Here is a 25,964-nt window from a genome sequence, read left to right as displayed (position 1 = left end):
TTCGATTGTGTGCGAGCAAGAAGAGACGCCCCAGATGTGGTACCGGAGAAAAGGTACGGCATCCGGGGCGAGTGATGATCGTGTGGGTCAACAGGCAAGCATCGATTCGAATTGTTGCTGCCTAGTTCTTGATGACCACGTCATCAACCATGCGGTGACGCTCGCCGAGGAAGCCACCGGCTGCGGTGATGAGAGCGACGACGACGAGGATGATGACACCCGGGGTGGAACTGGGCGTGCTGCTCGTTGCGTTCATGGCAGTGGCGATAAACGGCAGGCAACCAGAGATGGCACCAGCGATGTTGGCGCTAATGGCGACGCCAGAGTAGCGAACGTTGGCTGGGAAGATCTCGGAAAGCAGCACGCCGGAGACCGAATAAGTAACGGTAACCAGTCCTAGTCCAGCACACACGGCGATAGTCAGCAGCGCGGTGTTGCCGGAGTCAATCATTTGCCACAGTGGGTAGGCTGCGACTGCAGTTGCAATACCACCCCAGCCGATCACCTTGCCAGGGCCTAGCTTCTCCCCGAGACGGCCGCAGACGAGGTTGACGAAGACCTGACAGACTGCTGCAAGGAGAGTGGCGTTGACTACCTCTTGGCGCTCGAAGCTTAAGGTCGTGGTGGCATAACTTAAGACGTAGGTGCTCATGACGAAGAATCCACCGATGCCTAGGAAGGCGGCAGCGCTGGCCAGCAGAATCTGTGGGAAGTGCTTGGAGAATAGTTCCTTCAGCGAGCCCTTGTGAGCCTCCTCGTTGCGCTCGGCTTCCTCCTGCAGTGCCTTGTAGACCGGGGACTCCTCGACCTTCATGCGGATCCACAGGGCCACCGCAAGGAATGGGAAGGCAAGAAGGAACGGGATGCGCCATGCCCAAGAGTTGACGGTCTCCTCGGGCAGCATGAGGATGAGGGAGAAAATGCCGGAGGACAACAACGTGCCGGCGGGTGAACCGATCTGGACGAAGGCTGCGTAGCGGCCGCGTTTTTCGGCCGGTGCATGTTCGATTGCCATCGTCGTGGCACCGCCCCATTCGCCACCGACGGCAACGCCTTGAATGAGGCGAAGAATGGTTAATGCGACTGGTGCCCAAATGCCAATCGAGTTGTAATCGGGTAGCAAGCCAATCAATCCGGTTGCGACACCGATCGCAACAATGGAGAGGATCAGCGCTGGGCGACGCCCAAGTTTATCGCCGATCTGGCCGAAGAGGATCGCGCCGAGCGGCCGCGCGAGGAATCCCACGCCGAACGTTGCCAGTGAAGCAAGCGTTGCCACGCTGGCTGAGACTCCCGAGAAGAATAACTCGTTGAACACCAGCGCCGAGGCTGTGCCGAAGAGGAAGAAGTCGTACCACTCGAGTGCAGTTCCGACGAAGGCGGAGCTTGCAATCTTGAGGACGTCTTTGGAGTCCACCTCAATTTCTACGTTTTGTTGGTCCTTCTGATTGGAAGTCCCGACAACGTTGTTACCCGGTACACCAGGTCCTTCCCTTAGTGTCGTCATCTTAGCTCTCACCTTCTTGCGAAATCGTGCTGTTGAGGGAACGGGGCTAACGCTAAGAGAAGGAAAAGGGAGAACCAAGCTGTCGGGGATAATTCGTTAAGAACCGCTAGTGATAGTGGCTAATTTTGTGCAAAAGCATAGTTTCGGCATTTAAAATCTATCGTTCGACAGGTTTCGGGGGTGGCTGCTTGCGGTGTAGTGCCAAGAGCACAAGTGCGGCGTCCATGGGCAAGGTAACGTCCGCACCGCTAGCGTTGGCAAACTGGGTCAAACGGTTGATGACCGTATTGCGATGGCAATACGACTGCTGTGCCGTCTCCTTGATGGAACCGGTATGGAGATAGGCCTTGAGGGTGTCCAGGATGGGGTCCTTCTTTGCCTTCATAGAAGCGATCGCGCGGGTTACCCTCTCGAGCTGCCCGTTGTCGATGGTTGCCAATGCATCGCCAGCCACGGCCCACATGAGGTCACGAGCCAGCTCGATGGTGGCTGGTACCTCGGTGGCGTCGAAAAGCGTGGGAGCGGATCGTACGGCGTTGCGCACTCCTTTTAGCCCATTGATGTCTTGGAATCTGATGCCTGGGAGGTGCATTGCTTGCTCGGGGATCGTGGGAGGAGTGGCGCTGATGTCCCAGAAGACGGCAAACATTCCGCGGTAGCCATGTCCAAGGACATCGCCGGTTGCGGTGATTGGGCGCAGTGCGGCGCGTGCCTCCACGGAGACCGAAGGATGAAAGACGAGCACCTCATAGGTGCTATCGATGGGAATTCCCAGGACCTTGGATACCTCCACGAGTCCCATGGAGTTGATGGTGTGGGAGGAGAAAAGTCGGTCGAGGTAGCGCGCGTTGGCCAGGCTCGCGTCCTGGAGTTTGCGCGCCTCTTCCCTTCTGAAGGCATCGCGGACGTAGTAGTTGTAACGGGTGACAACCTGATGCAGCTCGTCGACATGAGTGATGAGCATCTCGGGTGGCTGTTCGCCGGTGATGGTTCGTAGGTGATTCCAGATGACGGTGAAGTCGAGCTGGATGGCGTCGACCAGGGTGGCGATGGGGGCCTCTTGCTGTGCACGTCGACGGCCCAGGGAATCGGCATGCATTTTGAGATCGGCTTCGGTGCTTTCGCCGAGAAGAGTCTCCAAGAGGGTGGTAAATACCTCCTGGGCCGTGAAAAGGAGTTCCTCGGAGCTGATGTCGGAATTGCCGTAGCCACCGTCTTTCATAAACGTCTCGAGAAATCGATCCGCCAATTCAGGAACACTATCGAGGGTTGCGAGGATGGCCGCATGCCATTCGGGATCGTGCATATGCACAATAATACCTGTCGATCTATGGGGAATTGAACCGAATTGTTTCAGGGGTGCTGGCCCCAGGGGTTCCGGGGGATAGTCTTTCGGTGTCACTGATTCATATATGCCGATTGGAGTGCAGCAACATGTCAAACATCCCCTTCACCGTCATCGAAAACGCCACGGTGTTGACGCAGGATCCGCAGCATCCAATCGCCTCGAATCTCGTCATGGCTGGAGGAAAGATCATCGCTGTGGATGCAGCAGTTGACCAATTCCCCATCGCCAGCCGCATAGATGCCCACAAGCTTACCGTGGTGCCGGGTTTTAATGATGTGCATGCGCACTCCGTCTGGTTCGGGCAAACCCTCATGGAGGTCGATCTCTCCAGCGTGAAGGCGGCGTCCGAGGTCTACGATCTCATTGCTAAGGAGGCGCCGAACACCCCTGCCGGCAAGTGGATTGTGGCTTCCGGTTTTGTGCCCGGGGATTTGGGTGCGGATGAGCTGGAGTTGGAGGGGTTGGATCGCGCGGCGCAGGGGCATCCGCTGCTGATTAAGCACAATTCCGGCCATGCCTATACCGTCAATTCGCAGGCCCTGGTGGAGGCTGGGCTGGATCCTTTGGCGCCGCCGGTGATGGAGGGCGGGGAGTTCGTCGTCGATGAGCAGGGTCGTTTTACCGGTCTCGTGCATGAAAACGCCATGCGCTATATTCAGAAGGTGACGTTGCCGCTGTCGCAGGAGCGGATTGGGCAGGCGCTGGATCTGGCCACGAAGCGCTATGTGTCCGAGGGTATTACCTCGATTACCGATGCCGGCATCATGGGCGGCTGGATCAGCCACTCCCCGATCGAGTTGGGCGCGTATCAGAAGGCGAACCTGCATACGCGCATGCAGGTGATGGTGACCTTGGATGCGCTTCATGAGATTGCCGGCCATGCCGACGATGGCGTGGGCGTTGGCCTCGATGGTGGCATTCGCACTGGTTTGGGTGATGAGTGGCTGCAGATCGGCCCAACGAAGATTTTCACCGATGGTTCCCTTTTGGGTAAGACCGCCGCGATGCGCGAGAACTACGAGTGCTGTCACCACCACGGCTACTTCCAGGGCGATAAGGATGAGTTAAAGGCAAAGGCGCTGGCAGCGGCGGCGTCCGGGTGGTCGCTGGCGATGCATGCCATCGGCGATGCCGCAATCGACTTCGCCATTGAGGTCATCACCGAGGCCACGAAGCGCTACGGTAGCCCGGCGACCCCGCACCGCATCGAGCATGGCGGGGTGACCCTTGATGAGCAGCTGCGGAAGCTGTCGGGGTTGAATGTGGCTATTGCCAGCCAGCCGTATTTCATTCCGGCGTTTGGGGATCAGATGGCGGCGAAGCTGGGGGCAAAGCGCACCGCGTTGTCCTATCCGGGCAAGCGGATCCTGGATGCGGGCCTCATCCTTCCTGGTAGTTCCGATCGCCCGGTGGCGGAGGGGCATCCACTTAAAGGCATGCAGGCGTTTGCGCAGCGCCTGACGGCAACCGGCCATGTCTACGGCGAGGCCGATCGGATTTCCGTCGCCGAGGCGCTGTATGCCTATACGGCAGGCTCGGCCGCGGCGACCGGCTGGCAGGGCCGCAAGGGGCAGATCATTCCCGGCCAGCTTGCCGACGTTGCGGTGCTCGCCGCAAATCCGCTCGAGGTCCCCGTTGAGGAGGTCGGCGATATCGAGGTGGTCTCCACCTTCGTCGGCGGCGAGCGCCGTTTCGGTGAGCTCTGATATCGGATGCGCACAGCACTAGAAGGAAAGACGATGAGAGATACCAGTGACCAGCAGTTTCTAGCGGACTTCGAGGCCATGTCGGCGCGCGGGGCCACCGCAGGCGGCGGCGTTGAGCGTCAGGCGGCCAGCCACGGGGACCGCAAGGCCAGGGCGTGGCTGACCGGTGTCCTGGAGGAGATGGGCGCCGAGGTTTACTTCGATGAGATCGGCAACCAGTTTGGCCTGTTCACCTTCGTTGAGGGCGCGCCCTATTGCGCGGTGGGTTCGCACCTGGATTCCCAACCGCTGGGCGGGCGCTTCGACGGCGCCTACGGGGTGCTCGCGGGCGCGCATGCCGCCGCGCGCGTGAAGCGGGCCGTTGAAGAGGGCTCGGTGGTGCCGAAACGCAATCTCATTGTGGTCAATTGGTTTAATGAGGAGGGCTCGCGTTTTGAGCCTTCGATGATGGGCAGTGCGGTGTACGTCGGCAAGCTCACGCTCGCGGAAGCGATGGGCGCAACGGATGTGGCCGGCACCAGCGTTGCCAGCGCCATCACCGCGGCCAACTGGCAACCTGTCGTGGCCCTGCCGCCTATCGCCGCCTATGCCGAAATCCATGTGGAACAGGGGAAACTGCTGGAAAAGGCGGGTAATACCATCGGGCTTGTCACCGCCACCTGGGGTGCGCGCAAGTTCGAAGTGACCGTGCGCGGCGAACAAGGCCACACCGGCTCCACCATGATGGCCGACCGCAAGGATGCCCTCTTCGGGGCCTCGCTCATCGTTACGGGCGTGCGTTTTCTCGCCGATGAATTCCCGGAAGGCCACCTGCAATCCTCGGTATCGAAGATGCTCATCGAACCAAACTCCCCCGTCACCATCGCCCGCGAGGTGAGCTTCAACATCGACCTACGCTCCCCCGACAGCGCCGTCCTCGACGCCGCGCACCGCAAGCTCGAGGCCTTGCTTGCCGACGCCGCCAAGACCTCAGACACATCCGTTGACCTGCATCTAACGCACTCCTGGGAACTGAACCCCTACCCCAGCCCGGGCGTCGAACTCGCCCGTACGGTCGTCGAGGCGCTGGGCTACCCCTACCAGGAGATCCTCACGGTGGCCGGGCACGATTCCACCAACCTCAAAGACGAGGTACCCACCGTCATGCTGTTTATCCCCAGCGTCGATGGCATCTCCCACAACGAAGCCGAGTACACCAACGCGCAGGACTGCGTTGCGGGCGTGCACGTTCTGGCAAAGGTGGCGGAGAAGATGGTGGAGGGGGGAATATAGGGCCGAGCTTAAGATTGATCGGGGCGCCATCAGATGGATATTCCTCATGGCGCCCCGTATTCGTAGGTTGTGAGCTAATAAAAGTGAGTTGCACTCGATAGCACCGCAGCCCCTTCGTCTCCTTTTGGTTTCCCTACTTGTGCATGACAACGCCCAGCGAAGGCACTAAGCGCAAAGGAGGCTCCTCCCTTCAGTGAGGCACAATGGCAAGCTTATGCCTACAGCTTGGACACGAGCTTTCCCTTCGCCAAAATCTCCGCAGGGATACTCAGGCGAGGGCGCCTTCTACCAGGCGTGCACCGACCTGGGTAAGAACATCAACACCGGCGAGGCAATCCTCGTCCTTCGTAAATTCGGCCTCGTTATGGGAGATGCCGTCGACGCTGGGGATAAACAGCATGACGGTTGGGACATGCTCCTTCATATTTGTGGAGTCGTGACCAGCGACAGTCAAGATTTCTTGAAAGGGGTAGCCAAGATCAGTGACGACAGAACGGGCAAGTTCTACACCGTCTAAGGGGTATGGATTGAGATCCCACTCGTGGGTAGTAACCAGTTCGACGGTGGTTCGAGACTCTTCCTCCGCAGCGTGGATAATCTCATCTAAGCGTGCTTGAGCCTTAGCGAGAATATCGCTGTCGGGGGAGCGTAAGTCAATGTTGAACCGGACTTCCCTAGCAATAGTTACTGGCGAATTGGGCAACAGGGTCAATTGGGAAACGGACGCTTGAAGCTTGCCCACCTCGAACTCCTTGGTGAGCCGTTGTACCTCCGCGATGATGACAGCGGCACTGAACAGAGCATCATGGCGATCCGCCATGAGCGTGGATCCGGTGTGTCCTTGTTCTCCGTGGACAATAGCCTCGAACTTCTTTGCACCCCATGTTGCAGTGACCAAGCCAATGGTGTTTCCGGCTATCTCAAGTTCTTTACCCTGCTCCACGTGGATTTCCGCATACGAAACGACTTGAGGTTGCTTCTCAATGGGACCCCATCCTGCCGCTGCAAGCGCTTTATCTACCGAAACTCCCTCGAGGTCGTGAGAACGAAGCGCCTCATCTAAAGACAACACTCCAGTAAATACGCCGGAACCCATCATGGAAGGGACAAAGCGAGATCCTTCCTCATTGAACCAATTGATGACCGCTAGATTAAACCTAGGCTTGATAAGGCCTGCTTCGATGTTGCATTTTATTCTGGCGGCTGCGTGGGCTGCTGCGAGTACGCCGTAGGCACCATCGTAACGTCCCGCCAGCGGTTGAGAATCAAGATGAGATCCTAGCCCGACAAACGGTGCATCCTCGATGAACTCGAAAAGACCATATTGGGTACCGATTTCGTCGTAAATGACGCGGGCGCCCATTGATTGCAACACCGTGCTAAACCACGCACGATTGTCAATGTCGCCGGCACTGGCTGCCTGACGTTCGACACCACCACCAGCGGTCGCGCCGTGAGAAGACATAGTTTGAAAATCAGAAAGGAATTGCTGATCCGAAGTCGGATAAGTCATGATTGCTTCTTTCGTCCTAAAAAGGTGCGTTCCCGTGAACCTTGAATTGGATGTATGGACTGCTTCTGCGCCAACCTAGGGCAGAATGAACCGATCACACGCTTGCCGTTTTTCAAAAACCATCCGGTGAAACATTGGTTCCATCAGTACAGAGGAACCCGATCAAGGTGTGTTGCGGCAAAAAGCTCAGGATGTGCCTCAATCACGATGACCCGAGGACCTGCTTGTTTGATAGCCTCTGCGATCACGGAGCTGACTTTCTCGGTCTCCTCGCCGCGAACTCTTTGCGCAGGGATCCCCATAGCTTGGGCAATGCCGACGTAATCAGGTACCTGGAGGTCTGTTCCCATGTGTTGGCCAAATGCACCATCCATATAACCTCGAAGCACACCGTAGCCACCATCATCGATAACAATCCACGTCACGTCTAACCCTGACTCCGCAAGTGACGCAAGATCGGCAATGGAATATAGTCCACCACCATCACCGGATACGGCAACCGCCTTTAGGCCATGAGGGTTGTCCGCGTCCTGTCCGGAGAAGCTTGCCCCAATGGCAGCGGGAAGTCCAAAACCCAAGCCTCCACACTGCGCATTCTCGAATTGTCCACCCTGGGCGTCCCAGGCCGACCATGCCCAATAGGCGAGAATTGTCATGTCCCAGTAGGTACCGACCGAGGCAGGAACTGAGGCTCTCATGCTAGAAAGCAGCGTGCGTTCCATCCCGAGGTCTTGGGCGTCGAGTCGGTTCGTTACCGTGTTCAGAAGTTCCTGAATATCGTCACGGGCGCACGTGTGTTTCTGTTCTAGTTGAGGAAGTAATTGTTGGAGAATCATCCGAGCGTCACCGCACAGGCCAATGCTCGGAAAATGAGCACCTAAGACGCGTTCATCGGCGTCGATGTGGATGATTGTTCCCCGCGGACGCAAGGTGAAGTAGTTAGTTGTCAGCTCGCCCAATCCGGTACCGATAACGAGAAGTGCGTCCGCTTCCTCAAGGAATTCGGTGGTCGCGATATCTTCGATCCATCCCTGTGCTGACAATGGATGATTCCAAGGCAGTGCTTCGCGGCCTGCGAAAGTAGTCACAACGGGCGCCCCGATGCGTTCTGCAACTGCTTGAAGCTCCTTTGATGCCTCGGAACGAACTACTCCGCCACCTGCATAAATGCGCGGGTTTTTCGAATTGTTGAGGACGTCGATGGCCGCTTGGAGGAATGCTGGGGCAGCAAGCTGCTTTGGTGACGAGCCAAGTTCCTTAAGGGAAAGTGCTGATGGAAATGAAGCAGCGGAGGAAAGCTTCTGAATTTGGACATCGTAGGGGATCTCGACAAAGACCGGACCATAGGGGGCTGCCGCTGAAAGATTCCACGCCTGAGTGAGGATTGGCACAATCTGCTCTACACTGCGAATGCTCCAGGTCTTCTTGCAAACATTTCGAAAGTGCCCTTCTTGGTCATCGAGCTCGTGCAAAAATCCACGCCTATGGGAGCCTAATCCAGCCCGCGGAATCTGTGCGGCGATGACGATGACAGGGGAAGAAGCTGTCAAAGCTTCTTGCAAGGCTGGCAGGACGGTCAACGCGCCGGGACCTGCAGAGAGTAAGAGAGGTATGGGTGCTCCGGTAGCCCGAGCAGCACCGTCAGCGATAAACCCCGCGTTGTTTTCTACCCGGGCACCGTAGTACTGCAGTCCCGAGTCCTTTAAGGCGTTGAAAATAGGTAGGGCGTGTTGGCCCGGCAGACCAACTACGTGGGTGGCTCCCAACGCCACAAGCGTATCAATGACTAGGTCGCCACCGGTATAAGAAGTTGCCTTAGCGGACATAGGTTGCCTTTCGAAAGTGAAGAGTAGTTGGCCTAACGGGATGGACTTTGCTTTTTACCAGTCGCGCCGAAGCTCCATCGTGGAGCAGTGCAGGCCGCCACCGTTTTTGTTCATCTCGCGGTACTCGATCGGAATGATGTCCACGTTGTACTTCGAGTTCAGCTTCTCGGCGGTCTTCACCAGGTGTGCCGGGAAGAAGATTTTTCGACGATCGAGGGAGAGCAGGTTGCAAGCCCAGTCTTCATCGGGTTCAACTTCCACCGTTTCGATCCCCAACTCCGACAAGCGGTTAAGGAAGTCATACGGAGCGATCCTCGAGTTTACGAGAGCTAGGTCATCGTCGAGCATGGCCAAGCAAAGATCGATATGTATCTGGTAGCCCGGCATGGAGACGCGCTCCAAGCGAATGCCCTGTTCCTCAAGGATGTTCGCCAGCTGACGGTATCCTTCAGCATTGCAGCGTACCGAAGTGCCGAAGAAGGCGAGGTCGCGACGAACCTTGGCAAAGGAGCCGCCTTCGGCGAGACCGGTGCCGGTAATGGTGCCGAGGATCGGCAGGCCTTGCGCGGCAACGGTTTGTGTGATTGCTTGTTCTTCGCCGCGACGCATGCGGGCGGCCATGCGGCCGATGATGGCACCACCCGGGATGGTGAACAGCGGATCACGGGTAAATACTGACTTGGTGAAACGAGCCTCGGCCTCGGGGACCTCGACGACCTCGACACCTTCTCTTTTCATTGCAGCGATGAAGTTGTCCCACTGGCTGTGCAGGAGTTCGAGGTCGGGAAGCTCGTGGCCGCCCCAGTACCAGTGGTGATTCGGGTCGAGGTAGCAATTTAGGTCCGGGCGATAGGCCGACTCGCCCAGCTGGGCAACCTCCTCCAACCCCTTGCTCGGGCGGCGAACCATGACGGTACGCAGGCGGCTGAACTCGTCGGCAGCACCCCACTTGGCACCCCACACGGACTGCAATTCCGACTCCTCGAGAAATGCAGGCGCTGGTTCAGGGCCCAAGATGTGGTGAAACTTTGCATCCGGCATGCGTACGGTTGGGTCTTCGTGTCCCATTTCTTACCCTCTATTCAATAATTTGATAGGTTGTGGAATAGGCAATCAATGATGCCTGCTGGTAAATATAGTAACTACCTCAAGACTTGGCAAGGTAAATTGAAATCAACCATCTGTTCTTAGTTGGAGGTAAATCTTGCGACCCACACCAATCGAGCCTCGTCCGGATCGACGTGCAATCGGTTCCCGCATTCGCGCAACTAGGCAAGCGAGGCAAATGACCATTGACCAGCTTTCGCAGGTCACGGGGTTGAGCAAGGGTTTTATCTCTCGTGTTGAGCGTGACCAAACCTCGCCCAGTGTGAGTACCTTGGTCCAGATTTGCGACGTTCTGCATATCTCCGTAGGGGATTTGTTTCATGAGCCGGACTCTCACTTGACCTCATTGGAGCGCGCGCCACGCATTAACCTTGGTGGCGAGCATGTCACTGAGTACTTGTTGAGCCCACGCTCGGAGCGTCGCTGTCAGATCGTGCTTACCGTGGTTGACCAGGGTGAAACGGGTTCGGGTGGCGATGAGCTGTACACCATCAACTGCGAAGTAGATGTCTTGACCGTGCTAAGTGGTGAGGTGGATTTCAATCTCAATGGAAACCACTGGTCATTGAAGGCGGGCGATACCTTGACCTTCAGTGGTAGGGAGCCGCACACGTGGCGATCTGCTGATCCCTCGGTGGAGACGCGGATCATGTGGACGCTCATTCCCGCCCCGTGGAATTCAGGTTTCTGACGCACTAGTTGTCCCCTACGTAAGGGGGTGAGCGTGCGAAAGAGTATCTAACTAATGACAGTTAAAGGAGTCTGATGAGCACGTTCTCCACGCGCCTAGCTAGGCGTTCTCATTTCTATAAGCCCTCGCCCATCCGTGCGGTGTTCAATCTAGAGCTGGGCGAGGATTGCATTTCACTGGCTGGGGGAAACCCAGATCTTGGATTCCTGCCGCTTGAGGAGCTTGCCACACGTGCCCAAGAATCCGTCCTTGAAAAGGGGAAAATTGCATTCCAATATGGTGCAACAAAAGGTTATGACCCTTTCATAGAGCAGATGATCGAGCTGATGAATCTCGAAGGGATTTCTGCAAGCTCGGAGGAATTCCTCGTAACCAGTGGTTCGCAAATGGGGCTCGACCTTATCTCAAAGCTTTTTATTAATCCCGGCGACGTCGTGCTTACGACCTCTCCCACCTACCCCGGTGCCATCAATACGTTTCAAGGCATGGAGGCGAAGGTCATTCAGTTGCGATCCGATGAGCAGGGGATTTGCCCAGTTGCCTTGCGGGAGGAGATCGAGCGCTGCCGCCGCAATGGCGACGCTGTGAAATTTCTCTATCTGATTCCAACTTTTGCCAATCCTACGGGTGTGACCATGTCGAATTCTCGTAGAAGAGTCATTGCACAGCTTTGTCGCGAGGCCGAAATAGTGATCGTCGAGGATAATCCTTACGGTCTTATTTCATTTACCGACCATAGGCCGGAATCCTTCAAGGAGATTGATCCAGAAAACGTCATTTACCTCGGTTCCCTTTCAAAGATATTCTCCCCTGGTCTCCGGCTGGGATGGGTGGCGGCTCCGGTCGAGCTTCGGGTCTTGCTGGAGGCGGCTGCTGAGAACGCCGCTATCTGCCCGTCTGTGTATAGCCAGGTATTGGCCACTTCTTATTTCTTGCATTCGGACTGGGCGTCGAATCTCGAGGTGGCGGTGGGGCATTATCGCAGGCGCATGGAGGCACTATTTGAAGGCTTGGACACTTTTATGCCCGAAGGAGTGTCCTGGATTCACCCTGAAGGTGGTTTCTTTACTTGGTTGACCTTGCCTGAAGGGTGCGACTCCGAGGTCATGCTGCAGTCGGCTATTAATGATGGAGTGCTGTTTATTCCAGGCACTGCCTTTTATGCAGGCTCGGAAGGTCGCAATGAATTGCGCCTTGCCTTTTCTCAAGTACCGGAAAAGCGGTTGATCCAGGGTGCTCGGCGCCTCGGCAAGGTCGTGGAGAAACAATTAATAAATTGCCTGTAAGTAAATATTGTTTGCGCACTTGTAAAACGGTCGATGTATAGATATTCTGGGGGTTGTTGCATCAGCAATAACCCCCAGACAACCTTCACGGACCCTCTCAAAGGAGCACACGATGATGTTGCCCGCTTCTAAACTCTTCAAGGCTGTTGGCTCGATCATTGCCACATCTGCGGCCGCATTTTCCCTAGTAAGCTGTTCATCCGATTCCTCCAGCTCGACTGAGACCTCAGCTGCAGCGGCAAGCGTTTCCGTCGAAGTCGATTCGGCACTGCATGACATGCTCCCTCAGGAGATTAAAGATTCCGGAACCATCAAGGTAGGAACTGAAGCTTTCTATCCGCCCTACGAGTACCTTGCCGAGGATGGAAATACCGTCGTCGGCCTCGATCCCGACCTATTCCAGGCGGTGGTGGATCGACTTGGCGTGAGCTACACCATGGAAAACATCGCCTTCGATTCGCTTCTGCCATCTCTGGACTCCAAGCGTTTCGACACGGTGGTCGGTGCCATGACCGACAATGCTGAGCGTCAGGCTAATTACGACTTCGTGGATTACTTTTCGGCCGGCCAGTCGATCGTGGTCACCAAGGATAATCCCAATAACATCACTGACTTCCCGGACCTGTGCGGGAAGACTGTCAGTGTCTTGACCTCTTCGGCGCAGGAGACGTTCCTCAAGGAGCTCAACTCCACCACCTGCAAAGACAGCCCGATCGACATCCTTGCCTTGCAGACTGATAATGACGCACTTCTCCAGGTACAAAACGGCCGCGCGGTGGGCGTGGTAAGCCAGGATCCGGTTGCCCAGTACAACGCAAAGAACGTCGGCGGCGGCAACCAGTTCAAGGTGGCCAACGCTGAGCCTGCGGCCATGCAGCCCCTGGGTTATGTGTTCCGCAAGGGCGACACTGAACTTCAAAAGGCGATCCAGGCGTCCCTGCAGTCGCTCATGGATGACGGTACCTACGAGGAGATCCTTCAGTCCCACGATGTGGCAACCGGCGCATTGACGGAGGCCACCATTAACGGTGGCGGCAAGTAAATCAGCCGGATTCCCGATCGGGAACCGAATTAGATCAAGGTAGGTCAGTTCTCATGACAAGCGAAAAGCCTCAAGGTGCCGAGTGGAAGCCAAAGGAGGTCGTCCCGCTCCGGCACTATGGAAACGTTGTTGCTGCCGCCCTAATCATCCTGTTGCTGGTCAAGCTGGCCTTTGATATTAAGGCCAATGGCCTCATCAGGTGGGACGTTATCGGAAGCAGGATGTTCCTCGATACCTTGATGAATGGCCTGTGGATCACCGTGGTCCTCACTGTGGTGAGCATGGTCTTGGGCATAATCGGCGGTACCATCTTAGCGATTATGCGTATCTCCCGAAACAAGGTTCTCGTCGCGATTTCCTCCTTTTTCGTGTGGCTGTTTAGGGGAACGCCGATCCTGGTGCAGATCCTCATCTGGTTCAACCTGGCGTTGTTCCTTCCGGCCCTCGATTTCGTGTTCTTCTCGGTGAACACCACGGAATTCATCACCCCATTGTTTGCGGCGATCCTAGGGCTGTCGCTGAATGAGGCCGCATACTCATCCGAAATCATCCGCGGGGGCTTGGTTTCTGTTGACTCTGGTCAGCAGGAGGCGGCCGAGGCCTTGTCCATGACGGACGGTCAAGCGATGCGGCGGATCGTCCTGCCGCAGGCGATGCGCAGCATCGTTCCCCCGATGGGTAATGAGCTGGTCACGCTCTTGAAGGAGACCTCCCTGGTATCCGTGATCGGCGCTGGTGACCTGCTGACTCGCGCACAGGCGGTCGGTGCTACCGACTTCACTCGCATGGAGATGTTTATCGTGGCGAGCCTCTGGTACCTAGCACTGACCTCCGTTGCCACCGTCGGCCAAGCCTACCTAGAAAAGCGGCTCGGAAAGAGCAAGGGGCAGCTAACGCCCACCAAGCGGGGTCTTACTTCCTATGCAAGGGCACTCGTCCCCTCCCGAAAGGAGCAAGCAGCATGATTAGTCGTGACACGCCCGTGATCGAGGCGCTGCACATCCGCAAGTCCTTCGGGGACAATGTGGTGCTGCACGACATCTCTATGTCCGTCAGACGCGGCGAGGTGGTCTCCATCCTGGGGCCCTCGGGTTCTGGAAAGTCCACCTTCCTGCGGTGTCTGAACCGGCTGGAGATGCCGGATTCGGGAGAGATCAAGATCAACGGTGAGTACCTGGGCTACCGCGAGAAGAACGGCAAGCTCTATGAGCTGCGCCGACGCGAGATCGCGGATCAGCGCCGTGCCGTGGGAATGGTGTTTCAGCGGTTCAACCTGTTTAGCCACAAGACGGCGCTCGAAAATATTGTGGAGGCCCCAATCATTGTGCGCAAGCGAATGCGCAACGAGGCCCATCTGCACGCCCTCGAACTCCTGGATAAGGTCGGCCTCAAGGAGAAGGCGGACCTGTATCCCTCCCAACTCTCCGGCGGCCAGCAGCAGCGCGTGGCCATCGCCCGCGCGCTGGCTATGGAACCGGATCTGTTGCTTTTCGACGAGCCGACCTCCGCGCTAGACCCGGAGCTGGTGGGCGATGTGCTCCGCGTCATGCGTGACCTGGCGAACGACGGGATGACGATGATCATCGTGACCCACGAGATTCCCTTCGCCCGCGACGTGAGTGACCGGATCATCTTCATGGACAAGGGATACATCGTGGAGCAGGGCGCGCCGGAGCAAGTGATCGGCAACCCGCAGGCCGAGCGTACCCGGAAGTTCCTGCAGCTAGAAGGGATCCAGTAGCCGTGAGCATGGAACCCACCGGCCGGGGTCTGATCGTCTTCAGTGATATCACTGATCTCGATCCGGCCCCAGCCGAAGCTGCACTTCATGGGGCCGGATATTCGACGCTTCGCTTGGACCTTCCCACCGGCGCCATGCACACCGGCACTCCAACTCTATCGCCGGGTGCTGAAACGGCCGTGGGCATGATCGTGGGTTGGGCGCGGATCACGCCCGAGGTGATGGACGCTTTCCCGGACCTCAAGGTCATTGCCACCTGCTCGGTAGGTACCGATATGGTCGATGTCGAGACTGCCCGCCGGCGCAACATCGCCGTACTCAACCTCGCGGGCGTGGCCTCGGAGGAGGTGGCCTCCCACGCACTCGCGCTCATCCTTGCCGCCGAACGCGGCCTGATCCCTGGACTGCAGACCGTAGCAAAAGGTGGCTGGACCGAGGAGTTTTCTTGGCGGCCGCGCCGGTTGAGCGAGCTCACGCTGGGTCTTTATGGCCTGGGCCGGATCGGTGCTGAGCTCGCCCGGCTCGCGGCGCCCCTGTTTAGGGACATCGTGGCCTATGATCCCTTCGTCGCGGCCGCACCGCACGGACGTGTCCCCGCGGGTGTGCGGCTGGTGGACGAAGCCCGGCTGCTCTCGGCCAGCGACGTGCTGAGCCTCCATGTCCCCTCCACCCCCGCGACCAGGGGGATAGTAAATGAGGCATTTCTAGCGAGGCTCCAACCATCAACGATTGTGTGCAATGTATCGCGCGGCGATTTAGTGGTCGAGGGCGATATCCGCAGGGCCCTTGCGGCTGGGAGTCTGCGCGCCTACGTCGCCGATGTCCTCGCCGTCGAGCCCCCGCAGGGTGCACCCGAACTGACGGGCGCACCGGACGTGCTGCTCACGCCCCATATTGCCTTCCTCTCGACCACCTCCGAGCTGCTCTATGCCCAGCAGCCAGCGCTGTCGATCATCGACTACCTCAAGTAGTTGCATTACGCTTGCCGACGGCCAAGGCGGCACGCTCCCCTACACACAGGGCCTCCCGCGCAGCGGGAGGCCCTTCATTGATCGTCGGAAAGCAAAAAAACAGGCCACAGTGCGTCAATGACGCGACTGCGGCCCGAAATCACGCGGGCTCTATGCCGGCTCTTCGGTGAACTTAGCTACGAGCCACCCGGCGAAAAAGACCACCGGCGCCGAGAGTCCCAGGACCCAGGCCACCGTGATGGAGCCGCCGACCAGGCTCACGAGGTTGGTGGTGATGAAGTAGCCCGCGATGCCCAGGCCGGCGAGTGCGAGCAAGGGTGCGTAGATGCGCTTGAAGGCGCTGTCCTTGCCGGCGGGGTGGGTGCGGAAGTAGAGGAGGATGGCTACGTCGACGACGAGCATGAGCCACACCATGGTGAAGGTGGCAAGGCCTGCGCCCCAGGTAAACAGCTCCAGGACCGGATCGAAGCCCAGCGCGGCGCAGACCAGCGTGAGGACCACAACTGTCGCCGACTGCAGCAGGGAGGAGTTATGCGGCGAGTGGTGGCGGTAGTGAATAAGCGCGATGGGGCCGGGCAAGCAGCCCTTGCGTGCCACGGCGTGCTGGTAGCGTGAGATCACATTGTGGAAGGATAGCGCGGCTGCAAAAAGGCTGGTCAGCAGCAGGATCTGTACCACAACTCCGGCCCAGGGGCCCGCGTAGTCCACGGCGGTGGTGATCACCATTGCCTCCGGGTCGGCCGCGGCCACCTCGGCGACGTGGTTCGGTCCCCAGGCCTCGACGATCGCCCAGGCCGACAGCGTGTAGAACACACCGATCACGCTGACCGCGACGAAAGTTGCCCGCGGGATGGTCGTGTCCGCGTCTTTGGCCTCGCTGCGGAAGACCGTGGTGGACTCGAAGCCGATGAAGCAGGCGAACGCCAGCATGAGGCCCACGCCGGGCGTGCCGGAAAGAATCGTCGAGGGCTCGAAGGAGGTCATGCTCAGCCCTTCGGCACCGCCTTTGAGTACGATGCCTGCGACGATGACCAGCGTGATACCGATTTCGCCGATGAGGGCAACGCCCAATGCCTTGGAGCTGAGCTCGATGTGCCGATACCCCAGGGTTCCCACGACGGCGACCATGAGCACGGTAAAGACCCACCAGGGCAGGTCAATCCCGATCATCGATGCCAAGTGGGAAAGCTGGGATCCAAGATAGGTGTAGACCGCGTACTGCACGGCGGTGTAGGTCAAGATGGCAAGGTAGGCCGTGCTCATTCCGAGCCGACGCCCCATGGATGCCTCCACGTAGGAAAAGAATGCCCCGGGCTCGCTAATGCGCCGGGCCATTGTGGTCAGGCCCACCGAAAAGACCAGGAGGATCAGTGCGCTGATCGCGTACATGGCCGGGAAACCGGCCCCGTTGCCGCTGATGATCCCCAGCGGAACCACCGCCCCGATGTTGGTCAGCGGTGCCGCGGCGGCGATGACCATGAAAACGATCGAGCCCACGCCCAAGGTTCCGGCCGAAAGCTGGGTGTTCTCGCCCGGCTCGGCGGCGCGCGTGGATACGTTCGGGGCAAGAATAGCCATTTCTCCCCACTCCTTCATTGATTTGTTGTTCTTGCGGCCCCTCGGCGGAAGTCCCGTGCAGTCTTGTGGCTTCGCACGCCCTGGGGTGCGCAAGGGAATTCACGATGCGGTGGCAGGGCGACGCTTCGCGCGTGGTGCCGGCCCGCTTGTGAGTTATGAAAAGGTATTGATAAAAAGATTCTGCGATCGACCAACATACGGTGATCAGCACAAAGCTTAAACCAATGAGTTTCTATAGGTCAATCGTTAAATTCAAAAAGTGGAAGTAGAATCCGGCTGAATGGCCTCGACGCTCCGTTGCCTACCCACTGGGTGGTGCAACCAAGAAGGCTCGGTTAAATCACCACTATGAGTGGGGGAATTCTCTTGGCCCCTATGGCCTTCTAGTACCGGCTAAAGCGGTTCTTACTCCGCCGCTTTTCACGCATTTCTTCGATGCCCGCCGTCGGCGGGTGTGCGGTTGAGCTGGGTTCATTCCCGGCTTGGCAGTATCAGACATCGGCAACGGGGCTGGCAGCGTGTTCGCGCAGGTAATCCCTGAGATACGGCAGGGTGAACGTGACCTCGCCGCGGGCGGTTGGGGTAATCATCTCGGCGTCAATGAGGCGGCGGCGGTAATTGCCGACGTAGCTGCCCTGCTTGCCGAAGCGTTCGGCGATATCCGAGATCTTCGACGGCCCATCGTCTTGAGCCATATACAGCAAGAAGGTGCGGTCGACATCAGAGAGGTCTGCAAGAGCTGGCTCGTGAACGAGCAGGCCTTGCTTTCTTCTTACAGTTTCAATTCCACGACCGGCATCGTCTTTGGTGATGATGCTGATCCGAATCTATCTCGAATTAATAGTTTCTATAGTGCGCATTGCGCAAAACTCCTCTGCCATCCGCGAAGTGCTAACGGGAAGATAACTCCCCAACAAAGGCGGTCCCTGCAAAGATGCGGGGACCGCCTTTTTCCGCTTGAATTGACAGCCCTGCATCCAAACCCATCTAACAACGTATGCGTAGCCGAAAGACACTAATTGGGTGTGTGTACAGATTGAGGGTAAACGCAGGTCGGCTTATTGACTGGCACAAGAGGGAATGGTCTTTAGAAATTTGTTTGCATCTAAAAGGAGGTGCCAAATTTGTCTACGAGGACGGCTGATTGCGACCCTCGTTAAGGGCAGACGAACTCAATGTTGATATATTTTTGTCAAACCTGGCCTAAATACGTACCGGCACCAACTTACTGACGGCTAAGGCCGGGTGCTTGCCCCATTGTGTCTAAAGTGTCTAAGGTCTTCACTAAAGTCTTCACTGGCTTGCGTGGGTTCTAGCTTTAGGTGCCAACTCTGCTTAACAGGTGTTAGATCTGTTTTTAGTGAATAGGAAAACTTACTAGCAAAAAGTAATCCCTGTGTGCCACTGACTGCTGCTATGAAGCAGTCAGTGGCACACAGGGCTGAAGCTCATAATCTTCACACGATTTCAAATCTAGTCGGATATCGGAAAATCGTCGCTTGGTGAAATGCTATTTCTAGAAATCGACCGATTCGTTTTCCCCGCGAATCTCAATCGAATTGCCCTTGAGCTTGTTGTAAGCAAATACGCCACAACCTACCAGGAACCATGCACCGCCAGCTACATGTGCCTCAACCCCTGCATTGATTAGCACGTAAAAAATAATGCAGAAACCAATGAGTGGTAATACCAGGTGAGAAATGAAGTTCCTGGACTGTTTTGTCTTAAGGTAATACCAAATGACGGCGATATGGAGGAGCGAGAAAGAAGCGAGAGCACCAAAATTAACCATTGAACTCATTGTGTCAATTTGGCCAGCAAAAGCGACAACTAAAACAGCCGAGAGCGCACCCACCGTAAGGATGGCATAACTTGGAACCTTTTTAGAATTGATGTGTCGCAAATAGGTTGGGATCTGCTTATCACGAGCCATTGAGAACAGGAGTCGTGATGTTGCAGCTTGAGCCGCCATAGAGTTTGCAATACCTACGGCCAGGACGTTGCAGACGAAGAAGGCATTAACAACGCCAGTTCCAGCAACTTGTTGAACTAGATCGAAGAAATAGTTTCCGACTTTGTCTTCTGGTACCTCGTGGAAGTTACCGGCAAGCATCGAAGCTAACCAAGTTTGGGAAATGAAAAGGGCTGCGACGGTGATAAGACCGATGATCATAGCCTTGCCCGGAGCCTTTGAACCACTTGTGGTTTCTTCGGCAAGGGTAGAAATGCCGTCAAATCCTAGAAAGCTCAGGACCGCAATGGAAAGTGCAGCTGCTAGCAGGGATGGAGTTACGTAGTCGCTGTTCCAGATCGGATCCATAGACCAGTGAGCTTCGGGAAGTTTGTTTCCGGAGAGTCCAATGATCGCGATGGCAAAAAAGGCAATGACGAAACATAGCTCCATTACAAGGAAGATGCGGTTCATAATCTTGAGGGAAGAAACGCCCATGAGATTCACCGATACGTTGAGTATGACAAAGACCAAGCCCCACATCCATCGTGGTGTTCCCGGGAACAGTCCCACCATAGATTCCGAGGCCATGATGTAAAGCAATGTCGGAATTAGAAGATAGTCCAACAGCATGAGCCAACCTGCAAAGAAGCCAATGCTTGGGTTGATGCCGCGACCGACGTAACTGAATACACCTCCGGCGAGAGGAAATGCCTTCGCCATTTGTGAATAGCTTAAGGCGGTGAAGATCATCGCGATCACGCCGATGAGGTAGACAAGTGGAACCATACCTTTTGACTCGTTGTAGACAGTGCCAAAAATGGCCCAAGGAGCAATTGGAACCATAAATACAAGGCCGTAAACAACGAGGTCAAACGTAGAAACAGTTCGAGAAAGTTCCTGCTTATATCCGAACTCTTCTAACTGTGCGGTGGCCTTTTCAGCAGATAGCATTTCTGACATGAGAACCTCTCTCAAGAAAGATCATGATCCGACATGAATCGGGAGACAATTTCGTTAAACTGGTCTGGTTTTTCTAGGTGAGAAGCATGACTAGCTCCCTCGATTACCACGGATTCAACCTTTGGAATTCGTTCCACAAAAGGTCGCCACACAATAGGTTGTGCCTCGTCAAACTCGCCTGCTAGAACGAGGGTTGGCACACTAATCTGAGGCAGCCGATCTATAATTGACCAATTCTTCAAGGTTCCAACTACGTGGAATTCATTTGGACCATTCATTGTGTGATATACAGTGGGATCTTTTTCAACCTGCCTTTTGGACTCCTCATAGGCAGGGTGACCTCCCGGGATCCGAATCACATGCTGACTGTCGTAATACTCTGCAGCTTCGACATATTCTGAGTTGTCATAATCCTCTGCTGCCTCGTACTTGGCGAGCGTATCTTGGATTTCGCTAGGAAGATGAGAACGTAGTTCGTCGGCTGCTCGGGACCAAAGCTGCATCGAGGCTGGTGAATTGCAAATCATGAGCGACTTTATTACCGGAAGTTTTCGTACGCCAAGTTCTGCGGCAAGCATTCCTCCCCATGATTGGCCTAGAATATGCGCACTATTGATGCCTAGCGACGTGACCAGGTTTTCAAACTCCTCAACAAATAATGCAGGTGTCCAAAAATCGGCTGATGTGTCCGGTTCATGAGTCGAGTTTCCACAACCGTACTGATCATAGTGAATGATTGTTCGGCCTGTTAAATCGGCGAGTTCTTCGAGAGGACGAAGGTAGTTATGGCAAAAGCCAGGGCCGCCATGAAGAACGATTAGCGGCAACGCGGTTTCAGTGGGATTCGCTGGCTCTGTGATGCGCACCCAGGTGAAACCATTGGCGAAGGGAATTTGTCGTTCTACGACATTAGACATTCGGAAGCCTCACTTTCTGAACTGGGAAGTTCGTTAAAGGAATAGCCGCAATACCTTTTATACCGTCCATATTTCTATTAAGCAATAGGTTTGAGGGAAATGGGGCTATGAGGGGTAGGGAATGTATCCTCAAGTTGATTGTCTAGGTCGTTTCAGAAGAAAGCTTGAGGAATGCGAATTCAAGCAGGAACTCGTTCCGATGAAGTGCGAGATCGGTTACTCAGCGCACTTCTCGTGGGTGAGTATTTGCCGGGGACGCGATTGCCGGCGGAAAGAGAGCTAGCTCAGAGGCTGTCGGTGTCTCGGGTAACTATGCGCACTGCTCTGCAAGAGATTAGCTCGGCGGGTCTGCTGGAAGTGCGAGTTGGACGGGGAGGTGGGTACTTTGTCACTACGAATCGTGTAGACGATACGGCTGCTGCCAGGGCCCTTCGAGAGAGGTTTGCAGAAATAAAGGCAGCTATTGATGGTGCCTCTCGAATCCAAGGTGCGATCTGTGAGGCTGCGGCTGAGAATCGTAATTTTGAGGACCTTCGACTGCTGGAACTGCGGTTATCGGAATTTGAGTCTGCCGAGTCTGGTCGTGCCAAACAGATTGCTGACTCCAATTTCCATATGGCGATTTGCGAAGCTGCTCATGTTCCTGCGCTGACGGATGCCTTGATGTTTCTTGAGCAGCGGGTAAGCCTTTCGGCGCCGCATCATCCTTGGGGGATTGGAGAGGAACATGCCAGAATGGAGGCTCGTGCCTTGCAGGATCATAGAAGGCTACTTGACCTGATCAGGCAGAAGATGACGGTGGAGGCCTCGAGATTGGCTCAAGTTCATGCCCAAATTGACCTAGAGATGATCGAATCGGCACGAAGATATGCAGAAAAAAGTGCCCGGGCAGTTCGCTCGAGCACTGAATGTGAGTGTTAATTTCTAAGGCAACTCGATGTTATATGCCCCGATGAGGTCAAGTGGGACTCTGAAACGAGCTGTCATCTGTGGGTCGACGATTTGGCTGATTTGGGTGTCCCCTCTTAGTGATAAGAGAAGCAGGGTATCTGTGGGATCCAAAGTTGAATTGGACGAAATCCAGTCTCTCATCATGCGAACAGATTCTTGCACAGCGGTGTGAAGGTTGCGATCTGATGCAATTGTGTATGCGCTATCTCCGGATACTAGGAAGGGCAAAGGAAGTGGTTGTCCCTTAATTAGAGAGACCTCAATTTCTACTTCTGCCGCAATCTCTAGGCCACAAACTGCAACCTCACCATCGCCCATAATGGCGTGTACATCCCCTAGGGCTAGATTTGCGCCTTCGACATTGACGGGCAAATACAAAGTCGATCCAGCAACTATTTCTTTCGTATCCATGTTGCCGCCATGTTCACGGGGTTCGCCAGTTGGAACGGTATCAACTTGTGGAGCGGTGCCAATGACGCCGATCATGGGGCGACATGGGAATTTGTATCGGTCGTCAAATTGAATGACTTCATTAATTACTTTGATCTTGCGGGTACGTTCTTCTACCGTTCCCGGAAGGGCTCCAAAATCGGGGTGCGATGTCATTGTTCCGACTGATCCCACCTTGATGCTAAGGACCTCAACTTTTAAAGTATCCCCAGGCTCGGCCCCCTCAATGGCAATTGGCCCTGTTGCAGGGTTGATACATTCCCATCCGACTGAGCTGAAAAGTTGACTTTCATCGACAATCGAGTCTGAAAAGCAGTCCATGGTATGAACCAGAAGACGTTCTCCGCTTTTGGCAATTGCTTTTGCAGGATGTTCTGGAGACATGGACAAGACGTGGTCGTCTTTGTGAATTACGTGCATCTCTACTCCGTTCTATTGGTACTTTAATAATACCTTTAAGGTGACAGTTTTTCCAGTGGGAAGCTCTTGCTGGTTTTGGATAGCAATCGCATGTGCGGATGGGCAAGAACCTTGAAAAGAAAGTGATTACGAATTTGGTGCTTGGGAGAACTGAGGTCGGTTCTGCCCGCCAAGTCTTCATTTGTTTCTTTTGAGATCCGCCCTTTCCCGCATTGTCTGGGCCTCTTTAAAACCGTCAACACGTCTGACCGCCACAGTTATACTCTGTTCATGATTGCTAAGGACGAGCTCATCGGTGAAGTCGCTCAACTACGGGCGGCACTTGATCAGCTTAAGCTAAAGCAAGTTGAACTCGAAGAGCGCATCAAAATACTTGAAGCTGGGTTGCGTCCCGAACCTTTGTTGGAGTTGGCTGCTGGTCGCCATGCACCTGCTGCCGGCGCTCCGGGGCAAAAGCAATTGCCACCATCTCCCCCGATAAATTCGCACTCATCCAGCGCAGAAAAGATTGCCCTTTTTCGTAGCCGGTTTTCTGGGCGGAAGGACGTGTACGCATATGCCTGGGAATGGGCGGAGAAGAACAAGAAAGGCTGGTCACCCAGACTTGTTGAGGGTCGTCCGGTACCGCTTACTGATGATGTTATTGCCCGGCATCTAACCGGTGGCAGTCGTAATCCTCTGCATATTGGATTGTATGTTTTGCTTGCCGACGATAACTGTCGGCTTTTAGCCTGCGATTTTGACGATAAGAACTGGCAGGAGAATGCGCGCTCTTTTGCTGAAGCCGCAGACAATCATGGACTTGATCCGCTGATCGAAGTTTCGCGCTCGGGCGAGGGCGCGCACGTGTGGATATTCTTTAGTGACGCTGTCTCCGCGCACAAAGCGAGAGTGGTAGGAATGGGAATCCTACAAGAGGCTATGAGGAATTCAAGCCTCGACTTTTCCAGCTTTGATCGCTTTTTCCCTGCGCAAGACACATTACCAAGCCACGCCAGTGGAAAGGCTCGTTACGGCAACCTGATCGCTTTACCGCTCCAGGGGGATCGGCGGCGTGAGGGGCGAACGGTATTTGTCGATCCCATGGGGTTTGAGCCCTACCCCGATCAATTCGCCGCATTGGCAGAAATCAAGCCTTCCACTCCAGGAGAATTACACAAGCTCTACACTCATTTCATTGAATCCGGAAATGAGCCGGGGCTTCCTGCAGCACCCACCAAAGCAACGCTGCGAGGCCTTGCAAAAGGCAATGCTGGAACCACTGTACGGATTCACCAAGGTGCCCAGGTATCGATTGATATTTCGCAAATCGACTCTACGACTGTCGTCGCACTCAAGCGACTGGCTGCCATCCACAATCCGGAGTTTTATCGTAGGCAGGCGCAACGCTTGTCTACCTATGGCACACCGCGGCTTATTGTTCGATATGAACAGATTGGCACGCAGCTAAAACTGCCACGTGGCTGTTTTGAAGAGGCTTTAGAGATTGTCAAGACTGCGGGCTATAAAGTGCAGCGAAGAACATTGAACTCGAAACCCGCCGGAATTGACGTTGAGTTCACCGGCGTGCTGCGCTCTGAGCAGCGAAGGGCGGTCGAGGCGATGTTGGAGAAGAGGACGGGAATCCTCAAGGCGGCACCGGGTATGGGTAAGACTGTCATGGCCTGCGCAATCATTGCAAGACTCGGGGTTAGGACTGCGATTTTGGTGCCGAAGAAGGAATTACTATCCCAGTGGCGTGAGCGGTTGATGCAATTTCTCAACTTAGGAGAAAACGACATTGGTCAAGTGGGCGCTGGCAAGCGGAAACCGGGTGGCAAGATTGACCTTGTTATGAATCAATCCATTGCTCGAAAGGATGCTGACCTTAGCTTTCTGGATTCCTACGGGCTGCTCATCGTCGACGAATGCCATAATGTTGGTGCTCCTGGAATGGAGGCAGCACTAAATCAAATCAACGTTCGCAATTTGTATGGTCTGACGGCAACTCCTTACCGTTCGGATGGGTTGGATCCTCTTATCACGATGCTCTGCCGACCTGTGAGAATCACACTGGAGAGGGATGCTGCGAGCCTTGCACGCCGCTATCACATTCACGAAACTGAGTTTACAATTGGCGAAAACGTGATGACTGAGGAAGGTATCGCGGGAGTATATAACCGCCTTGCGCACGATGGGATCCGAAATCAGCTGTTGGTGAAGGTAACCGCCGAAGCATTCGAAAAAGGCGAGAATTGTTTGCTCTTGACGAACCGGGTGGACCATGTAAAGTCGCTGGCTGCTGCACTAAGGGAGAGAGATATACCAACATTCGTCCTTTACGGTGGTCAAAAGTCGAAAGAAAGGGAGGAAACGCGCAAAAAGCTTGCTGAAGTTGACGGTTTCTGCCTAGTAGCCATTGATAAAGTTGCTGGTGAAGGCTTTGATCTCCCTACTTTGGATACTCTGGTGCTTGCTGCTCCCACACGGTTTAAAGGCAACATTATTCAACAAATTGGGCGAATTACTCGCGACGCCGATGAGGTGGCGGCCAATTTGCGCGAAGCCAACGTTCACGACTTCAATGATCACCTCGTCCCCGTCTTGAATAATATGTTTCGTAAACGCCGCTCTGTGATTCTGAAGGAGGGTTTTGTGGCTGGATGAGGTAGAACTCTCCTCATAGGATAGGGTTTGTTGGATTTCATCAATGGTGAGCAGTTACGGCAATGGCCTATTTGAGTG

At 55.4% G+C, this 25,964-nt stretch carries 20 protein-coding genes and 2 pseudogenes; 11 read left to right on the top strand and 11 right to left on the bottom strand.

Annotation, left to right across the window (positions count from 1 at the left end; genetic code table 11):
* Positions 1-121: 121 nt before the first annotated feature.
* Positions 122-1,507, bottom strand: a complete 1,386-nt coding sequence (locus PAB09_RS12865) for an MFS transporter (RefSeq protein ID WP_271034024.1) — start codon at positions 1,505-1,507, stop codon at positions 122-124.
* Between the two features lie 157 nt (positions 1,508-1,664).
* Positions 1,665-2,813: a helix-turn-helix domain-containing protein gene (locus PAB09_RS12860; protein WP_271034023.1), complete on the bottom strand. Its 1,149-nt coding sequence runs from the start codon at positions 2,811-2,813 to the stop codon at positions 1,665-1,667.
* 128 nt (positions 2,814-2,941) lie between these two features.
* On the opposite strand from PAB09_RS12860, the gene PAB09_RS12855 reads away from it, so the two are divergent.
* Together PAB09_RS12855 and PAB09_RS12850 are read left to right on the top strand one after the other, a co-directional pair.
* Positions 2,942-4,561 carry an amidohydrolase gene (locus PAB09_RS12855; RefSeq protein WP_034652031.1) on the top strand — a complete coding sequence of 540 codons (1,620 nt, stop codon included), beginning with the start codon at positions 2,942-2,944 and terminating at the stop codon, positions 4,559-4,561.
* A gap of 33 nt (positions 4,562-4,594) precedes the next feature.
* Complete coding sequence (locus PAB09_RS12850) at positions 4,595-5,833, top strand: M20 family metallo-hydrolase (protein WP_271034022.1); 1,239 nt, start codon at positions 4,595-4,597, stop codon at positions 5,831-5,833.
* Positions 5,834-6,101: 268 nt separating this feature from the next.
* Here PAB09_RS12850 and PAB09_RS12845 read toward each other — a convergent pair whose 3' ends face one another.
* The 4 genes and pseudogenes from PAB09_RS12845 to PAB09_RS12835 all read right to left on the bottom strand — a co-directional run bounded on the left by PAB09_RS12845 (position 6,102) and on the right by PAB09_RS12835 (position 10,240).
* Positions 6,102-7,346 carry a M20 family metallo-hydrolase gene (locus PAB09_RS12845; RefSeq protein WP_271034021.1) on the bottom strand — a complete coding sequence of 415 codons (1,245 nt, stop codon included), beginning with the start codon at positions 7,344-7,346 and terminating at the stop codon, positions 6,102-6,104.
* Positions 7,347-7,489: 143 nt separating this feature from the next.
* Positions 7,490-8,818, bottom strand: a complete 1,329-nt coding sequence (locus PAB09_RS12840) for a thiamine pyrophosphate-binding protein (protein WP_333780200.1) — start codon at positions 8,816-8,818, stop codon at positions 7,490-7,492.
* A 39-nt stretch (positions 8,819-8,857) separates the two neighbouring features.
* Positions 8,858-9,172: pseudogene (locus tag PAB09_RS13250) on the bottom strand (thiamine pyrophosphate-binding protein); the annotation flags it as partial.
* Positions 9,173-9,226: 54 nt separating this feature from the next.
* The gene (locus PAB09_RS12835; RefSeq protein WP_271034019.1) at positions 9,227-10,240 is read right to left on the bottom strand and encodes a dimethylarginine dimethylaminohydrolase family protein; all 1,014 of its coding nucleotides are present in this window, start codon (positions 10,238-10,240) and stop codon (positions 9,227-9,229) included.
* 217 nt (positions 10,241-10,457) lie between these two features.
* Here PAB09_RS12835 and PAB09_RS13400 point away from each other — a divergent pair.
* The 7 genes and pseudogenes from PAB09_RS13400 to PAB09_RS12805 all read left to right on the top strand — a co-directional run.
* Positions 10,458-10,538, top strand: a pseudogene (locus PAB09_RS13400) (XRE family transcriptional regulator); the annotation flags it as partial.
* Positions 10,539-10,541: 3 nt separating this feature from the next.
* Positions 10,542-10,970 carry a cupin domain-containing protein gene (locus PAB09_RS12830; RefSeq protein ID WP_333780172.1) on the top strand — a complete coding sequence of 143 codons (429 nt, stop codon included), beginning with the start codon at positions 10,542-10,544 and terminating at the stop codon, positions 10,968-10,970.
* A 74-nt stretch (positions 10,971-11,044) separates the two neighbouring features.
* Positions 11,045-12,256, top strand: a complete 1,212-nt coding sequence (locus PAB09_RS12825) for an aminotransferase-like domain-containing protein (RefSeq protein WP_051645758.1) — start codon at positions 11,045-11,047, stop codon at positions 12,254-12,256.
* Between the two features lie 112 nt (positions 12,257-12,368).
* Entirely contained in the window at positions 12,369-13,298 is a 930-nt protein-coding gene (locus tag PAB09_RS12820) for an ABC transporter substrate-binding protein (RefSeq protein WP_271034018.1), read from the top strand.
* 53 nt (positions 13,299-13,351) lie between these two features.
* On the top strand, positions 13,352-14,263 hold the full coding sequence (locus PAB09_RS12815; RefSeq protein WP_271034017.1) for an amino acid ABC transporter permease: 912 nt from the start codon (positions 13,352-13,354) through the stop codon (positions 14,261-14,263).
* Positions 14,260-15,039 (top strand): amino acid ABC transporter ATP-binding protein, encoded by a 780-nt coding sequence (locus tag PAB09_RS12810; protein WP_271034016.1) that lies wholly within the window; start codon positions 14,260-14,262, stop codon positions 15,037-15,039. The genes PAB09_RS12815 and PAB09_RS12810 overlap by 4 nt, the downstream gene beginning before the upstream one ends.
* Positions 15,040-15,047: 8 nt before the next feature.
* A complete protein-coding gene (locus tag PAB09_RS12805; RefSeq protein ID WP_271035402.1) occupies positions 15,048-16,010 on the top strand; it encodes an NAD(P)-dependent oxidoreductase in 963 nt (320 codons plus the stop codon).
* A gap of 150 nt (positions 16,011-16,160) precedes the next feature.
* Here the strand turns inward: PAB09_RS12805 and PAB09_RS12800 are convergent, their stop codons facing one another.
* The 4 genes from PAB09_RS12800 to PAB09_RS12785 all read right to left on the bottom strand — a co-directional run bounded on the left by PAB09_RS12800 (position 16,161) and on the right by PAB09_RS12785 (position 21,419).
* The gene (locus PAB09_RS12800; protein WP_271034015.1) at positions 16,161-17,588 is read right to left on the bottom strand and encodes an APC family permease; all 1,428 of its coding nucleotides are present in this window, start codon (positions 17,586-17,588) and stop codon (positions 16,161-16,163) included.
* A gap of 491 nt (positions 17,589-18,079) precedes the next feature.
* Positions 18,080-18,283, bottom strand: coding sequence for a hypothetical protein (locus PAB09_RS12795; protein WP_442873676.1), 204 nt, complete (start codon positions 18,281-18,283; stop codon positions 18,080-18,082).
* Between the two features lie 821 nt (positions 18,284-19,104).
* Complete coding sequence (locus PAB09_RS12790; RefSeq protein WP_271034014.1) at positions 19,105-20,502, bottom strand: APC family permease; 1,398 nt, start codon at positions 20,500-20,502, stop codon at positions 19,105-19,107.
* An 11-nt stretch (positions 20,503-20,513) separates the two neighbouring features.
* Positions 20,514-21,419 (bottom strand): proline iminopeptidase-family hydrolase, encoded by a 906-nt coding sequence (locus PAB09_RS12785; RefSeq protein ID WP_271034013.1) that lies wholly within the window; start codon positions 21,417-21,419, stop codon positions 20,514-20,516.
* Positions 21,420-21,590: 171 nt separating this feature from the next.
* Here PAB09_RS12785 and PAB09_RS12780 point away from each other — a divergent pair, with 171 nt between their 5' ends.
* Entirely contained in the window at positions 21,591-22,340 is a 750-nt protein-coding gene (locus PAB09_RS12780; protein WP_271034012.1) for a FadR/GntR family transcriptional regulator, read from the top strand.
* Between the two features lie 3 nt (positions 22,341-22,343).
* Here the strand turns inward: PAB09_RS12780 and PAB09_RS12775 are convergent, their stop codons facing one another.
* A complete protein-coding gene (locus PAB09_RS12775; protein WP_271034011.1) occupies positions 22,344-23,204 on the bottom strand; it encodes an acetamidase/formamidase family protein in 861 nt (286 codons plus the stop codon).
* A gap of 306 nt (positions 23,205-23,510) precedes the next feature.
* Between PAB09_RS12775 and PAB09_RS12770 the strand changes: the two genes are divergently transcribed.
* Positions 23,511-25,886 carry a DEAD/DEAH box helicase gene (locus tag PAB09_RS12770; protein WP_271034010.1) on the top strand — a complete coding sequence of 792 codons (2,376 nt, stop codon included), beginning with the start codon at positions 23,511-23,513 and terminating at the stop codon, positions 25,884-25,886.
* Positions 25,887-25,964 lie beyond the last annotated feature (78 nt).

It is taken from the genome of Corynebacterium sp. SCR221107, from assembly GCF_027886475.1.
GTDB lineage: Bacteria > Actinomycetota > Actinomycetes > Mycobacteriales > Mycobacteriaceae > Corynebacterium.
The sequence above is the reverse complement of the archived record's forward strand: the minus strand, read 5'-3'. Positions and strand labels throughout refer to the sequence as shown.

What these genes read in the sequence shown, in the direction of transcription:
- PAB09_RS12865 (WP_271034024.1), bottom strand. Translation starts at nt 1,507, where the DNA reads ATGACGACACTAAGGGAAGGACCTGGTGTACCGGGTAACAACGTTGTC.
- PAB09_RS12780 (WP_271034012.1), top strand. Translation starts at nt 21,591, where the DNA reads ATGCGAATTCAAGCAGGAACTCGTTCCGATGAAGTGCGAGATCGGTTA.
- PAB09_RS12775 (WP_271034011.1), bottom strand. Translation starts at nt 23,204, where the DNA reads ATGTCTCCAGAACATCCTGCAAAAGCAATTGCCAAAAGCGGAGAACGT.
- PAB09_RS12860 (WP_271034023.1), bottom strand. Translation starts at nt 2,813, where the DNA reads ATGCACGATCCCGAATGGCATGCGGCCATCCTCGCAACCCTCGATAGT.
- PAB09_RS12770 (WP_271034010.1), top strand. Translation starts at nt 23,511, where the DNA reads ATGATTGCTAAGGACGAGCTCATCGGTGAAGTCGCTCAACTACGGGCG.
- PAB09_RS12825 (WP_051645758.1), top strand. Translation starts at nt 11,045, where the DNA reads ATGAGCACGTTCTCCACGCGCCTAGCTAGGCGTTCTCATTTCTATAAG.
- PAB09_RS12800 (WP_271034015.1), bottom strand. Translation starts at nt 17,588, where the DNA reads ATGGCTATTCTTGCCCCGAACGTATCCACGCGCGCCGCCGAGCCGGGC.
- PAB09_RS12845 (WP_271034021.1), bottom strand. Translation starts at nt 7,346, where the DNA reads ATGACTTATCCGACTTCGGATCAGCAATTCCTTTCTGATTTTCAAACT.
- PAB09_RS12785 (WP_271034013.1), bottom strand. Translation starts at nt 21,419, where the DNA reads ATGTCTAATGTCGTAGAACGACAAATTCCCTTCGCCAATGGTTTCACC.
- PAB09_RS12855 (WP_034652031.1), top strand. Translation starts at nt 2,942, where the DNA reads ATGTCAAACATCCCCTTCACCGTCATCGAAAACGCCACGGTGTTGACG.
- PAB09_RS12810 (WP_271034016.1), top strand. Translation starts at nt 14,260, where the DNA reads ATGATTAGTCGTGACACGCCCGTGATCGAGGCGCTGCACATCCGCAAG.
- PAB09_RS12835 (WP_271034019.1), bottom strand. Translation starts at nt 10,240, where the DNA reads ATGGGACACGAAGACCCAACCGTACGCATGCCGGATGCAAAGTTTCAC.
- PAB09_RS12805 (WP_271035402.1), top strand. Translation starts at nt 15,048, where the DNA reads ATGGAACCCACCGGCCGGGGTCTGATCGTCTTCAGTGATATCACTGAT.
- PAB09_RS12850 (WP_271034022.1), top strand. Translation starts at nt 4,595, where the DNA reads ATGAGAGATACCAGTGACCAGCAGTTTCTAGCGGACTTCGAGGCCATG.
- PAB09_RS12820 (WP_271034018.1), top strand. Translation starts at nt 12,369, where the DNA reads ATGATGTTGCCCGCTTCTAAACTCTTCAAGGCTGTTGGCTCGATCATT.
- PAB09_RS12795 (WP_442873676.1), bottom strand. Translation starts at nt 18,283, where the DNA reads ATGGCTCAAGACGATGGGCCGTCGAAGATCTCGGATATCGCCGAACGC.
- PAB09_RS12815 (WP_271034017.1), top strand. Translation starts at nt 13,352, where the DNA reads ATGACAAGCGAAAAGCCTCAAGGTGCCGAGTGGAAGCCAAAGGAGGTC.
- PAB09_RS12790 (WP_271034014.1), bottom strand. Translation starts at nt 20,502, where the DNA reads ATGTCAGAAATGCTATCTGCTGAAAAGGCCACCGCACAGTTAGAAGAG.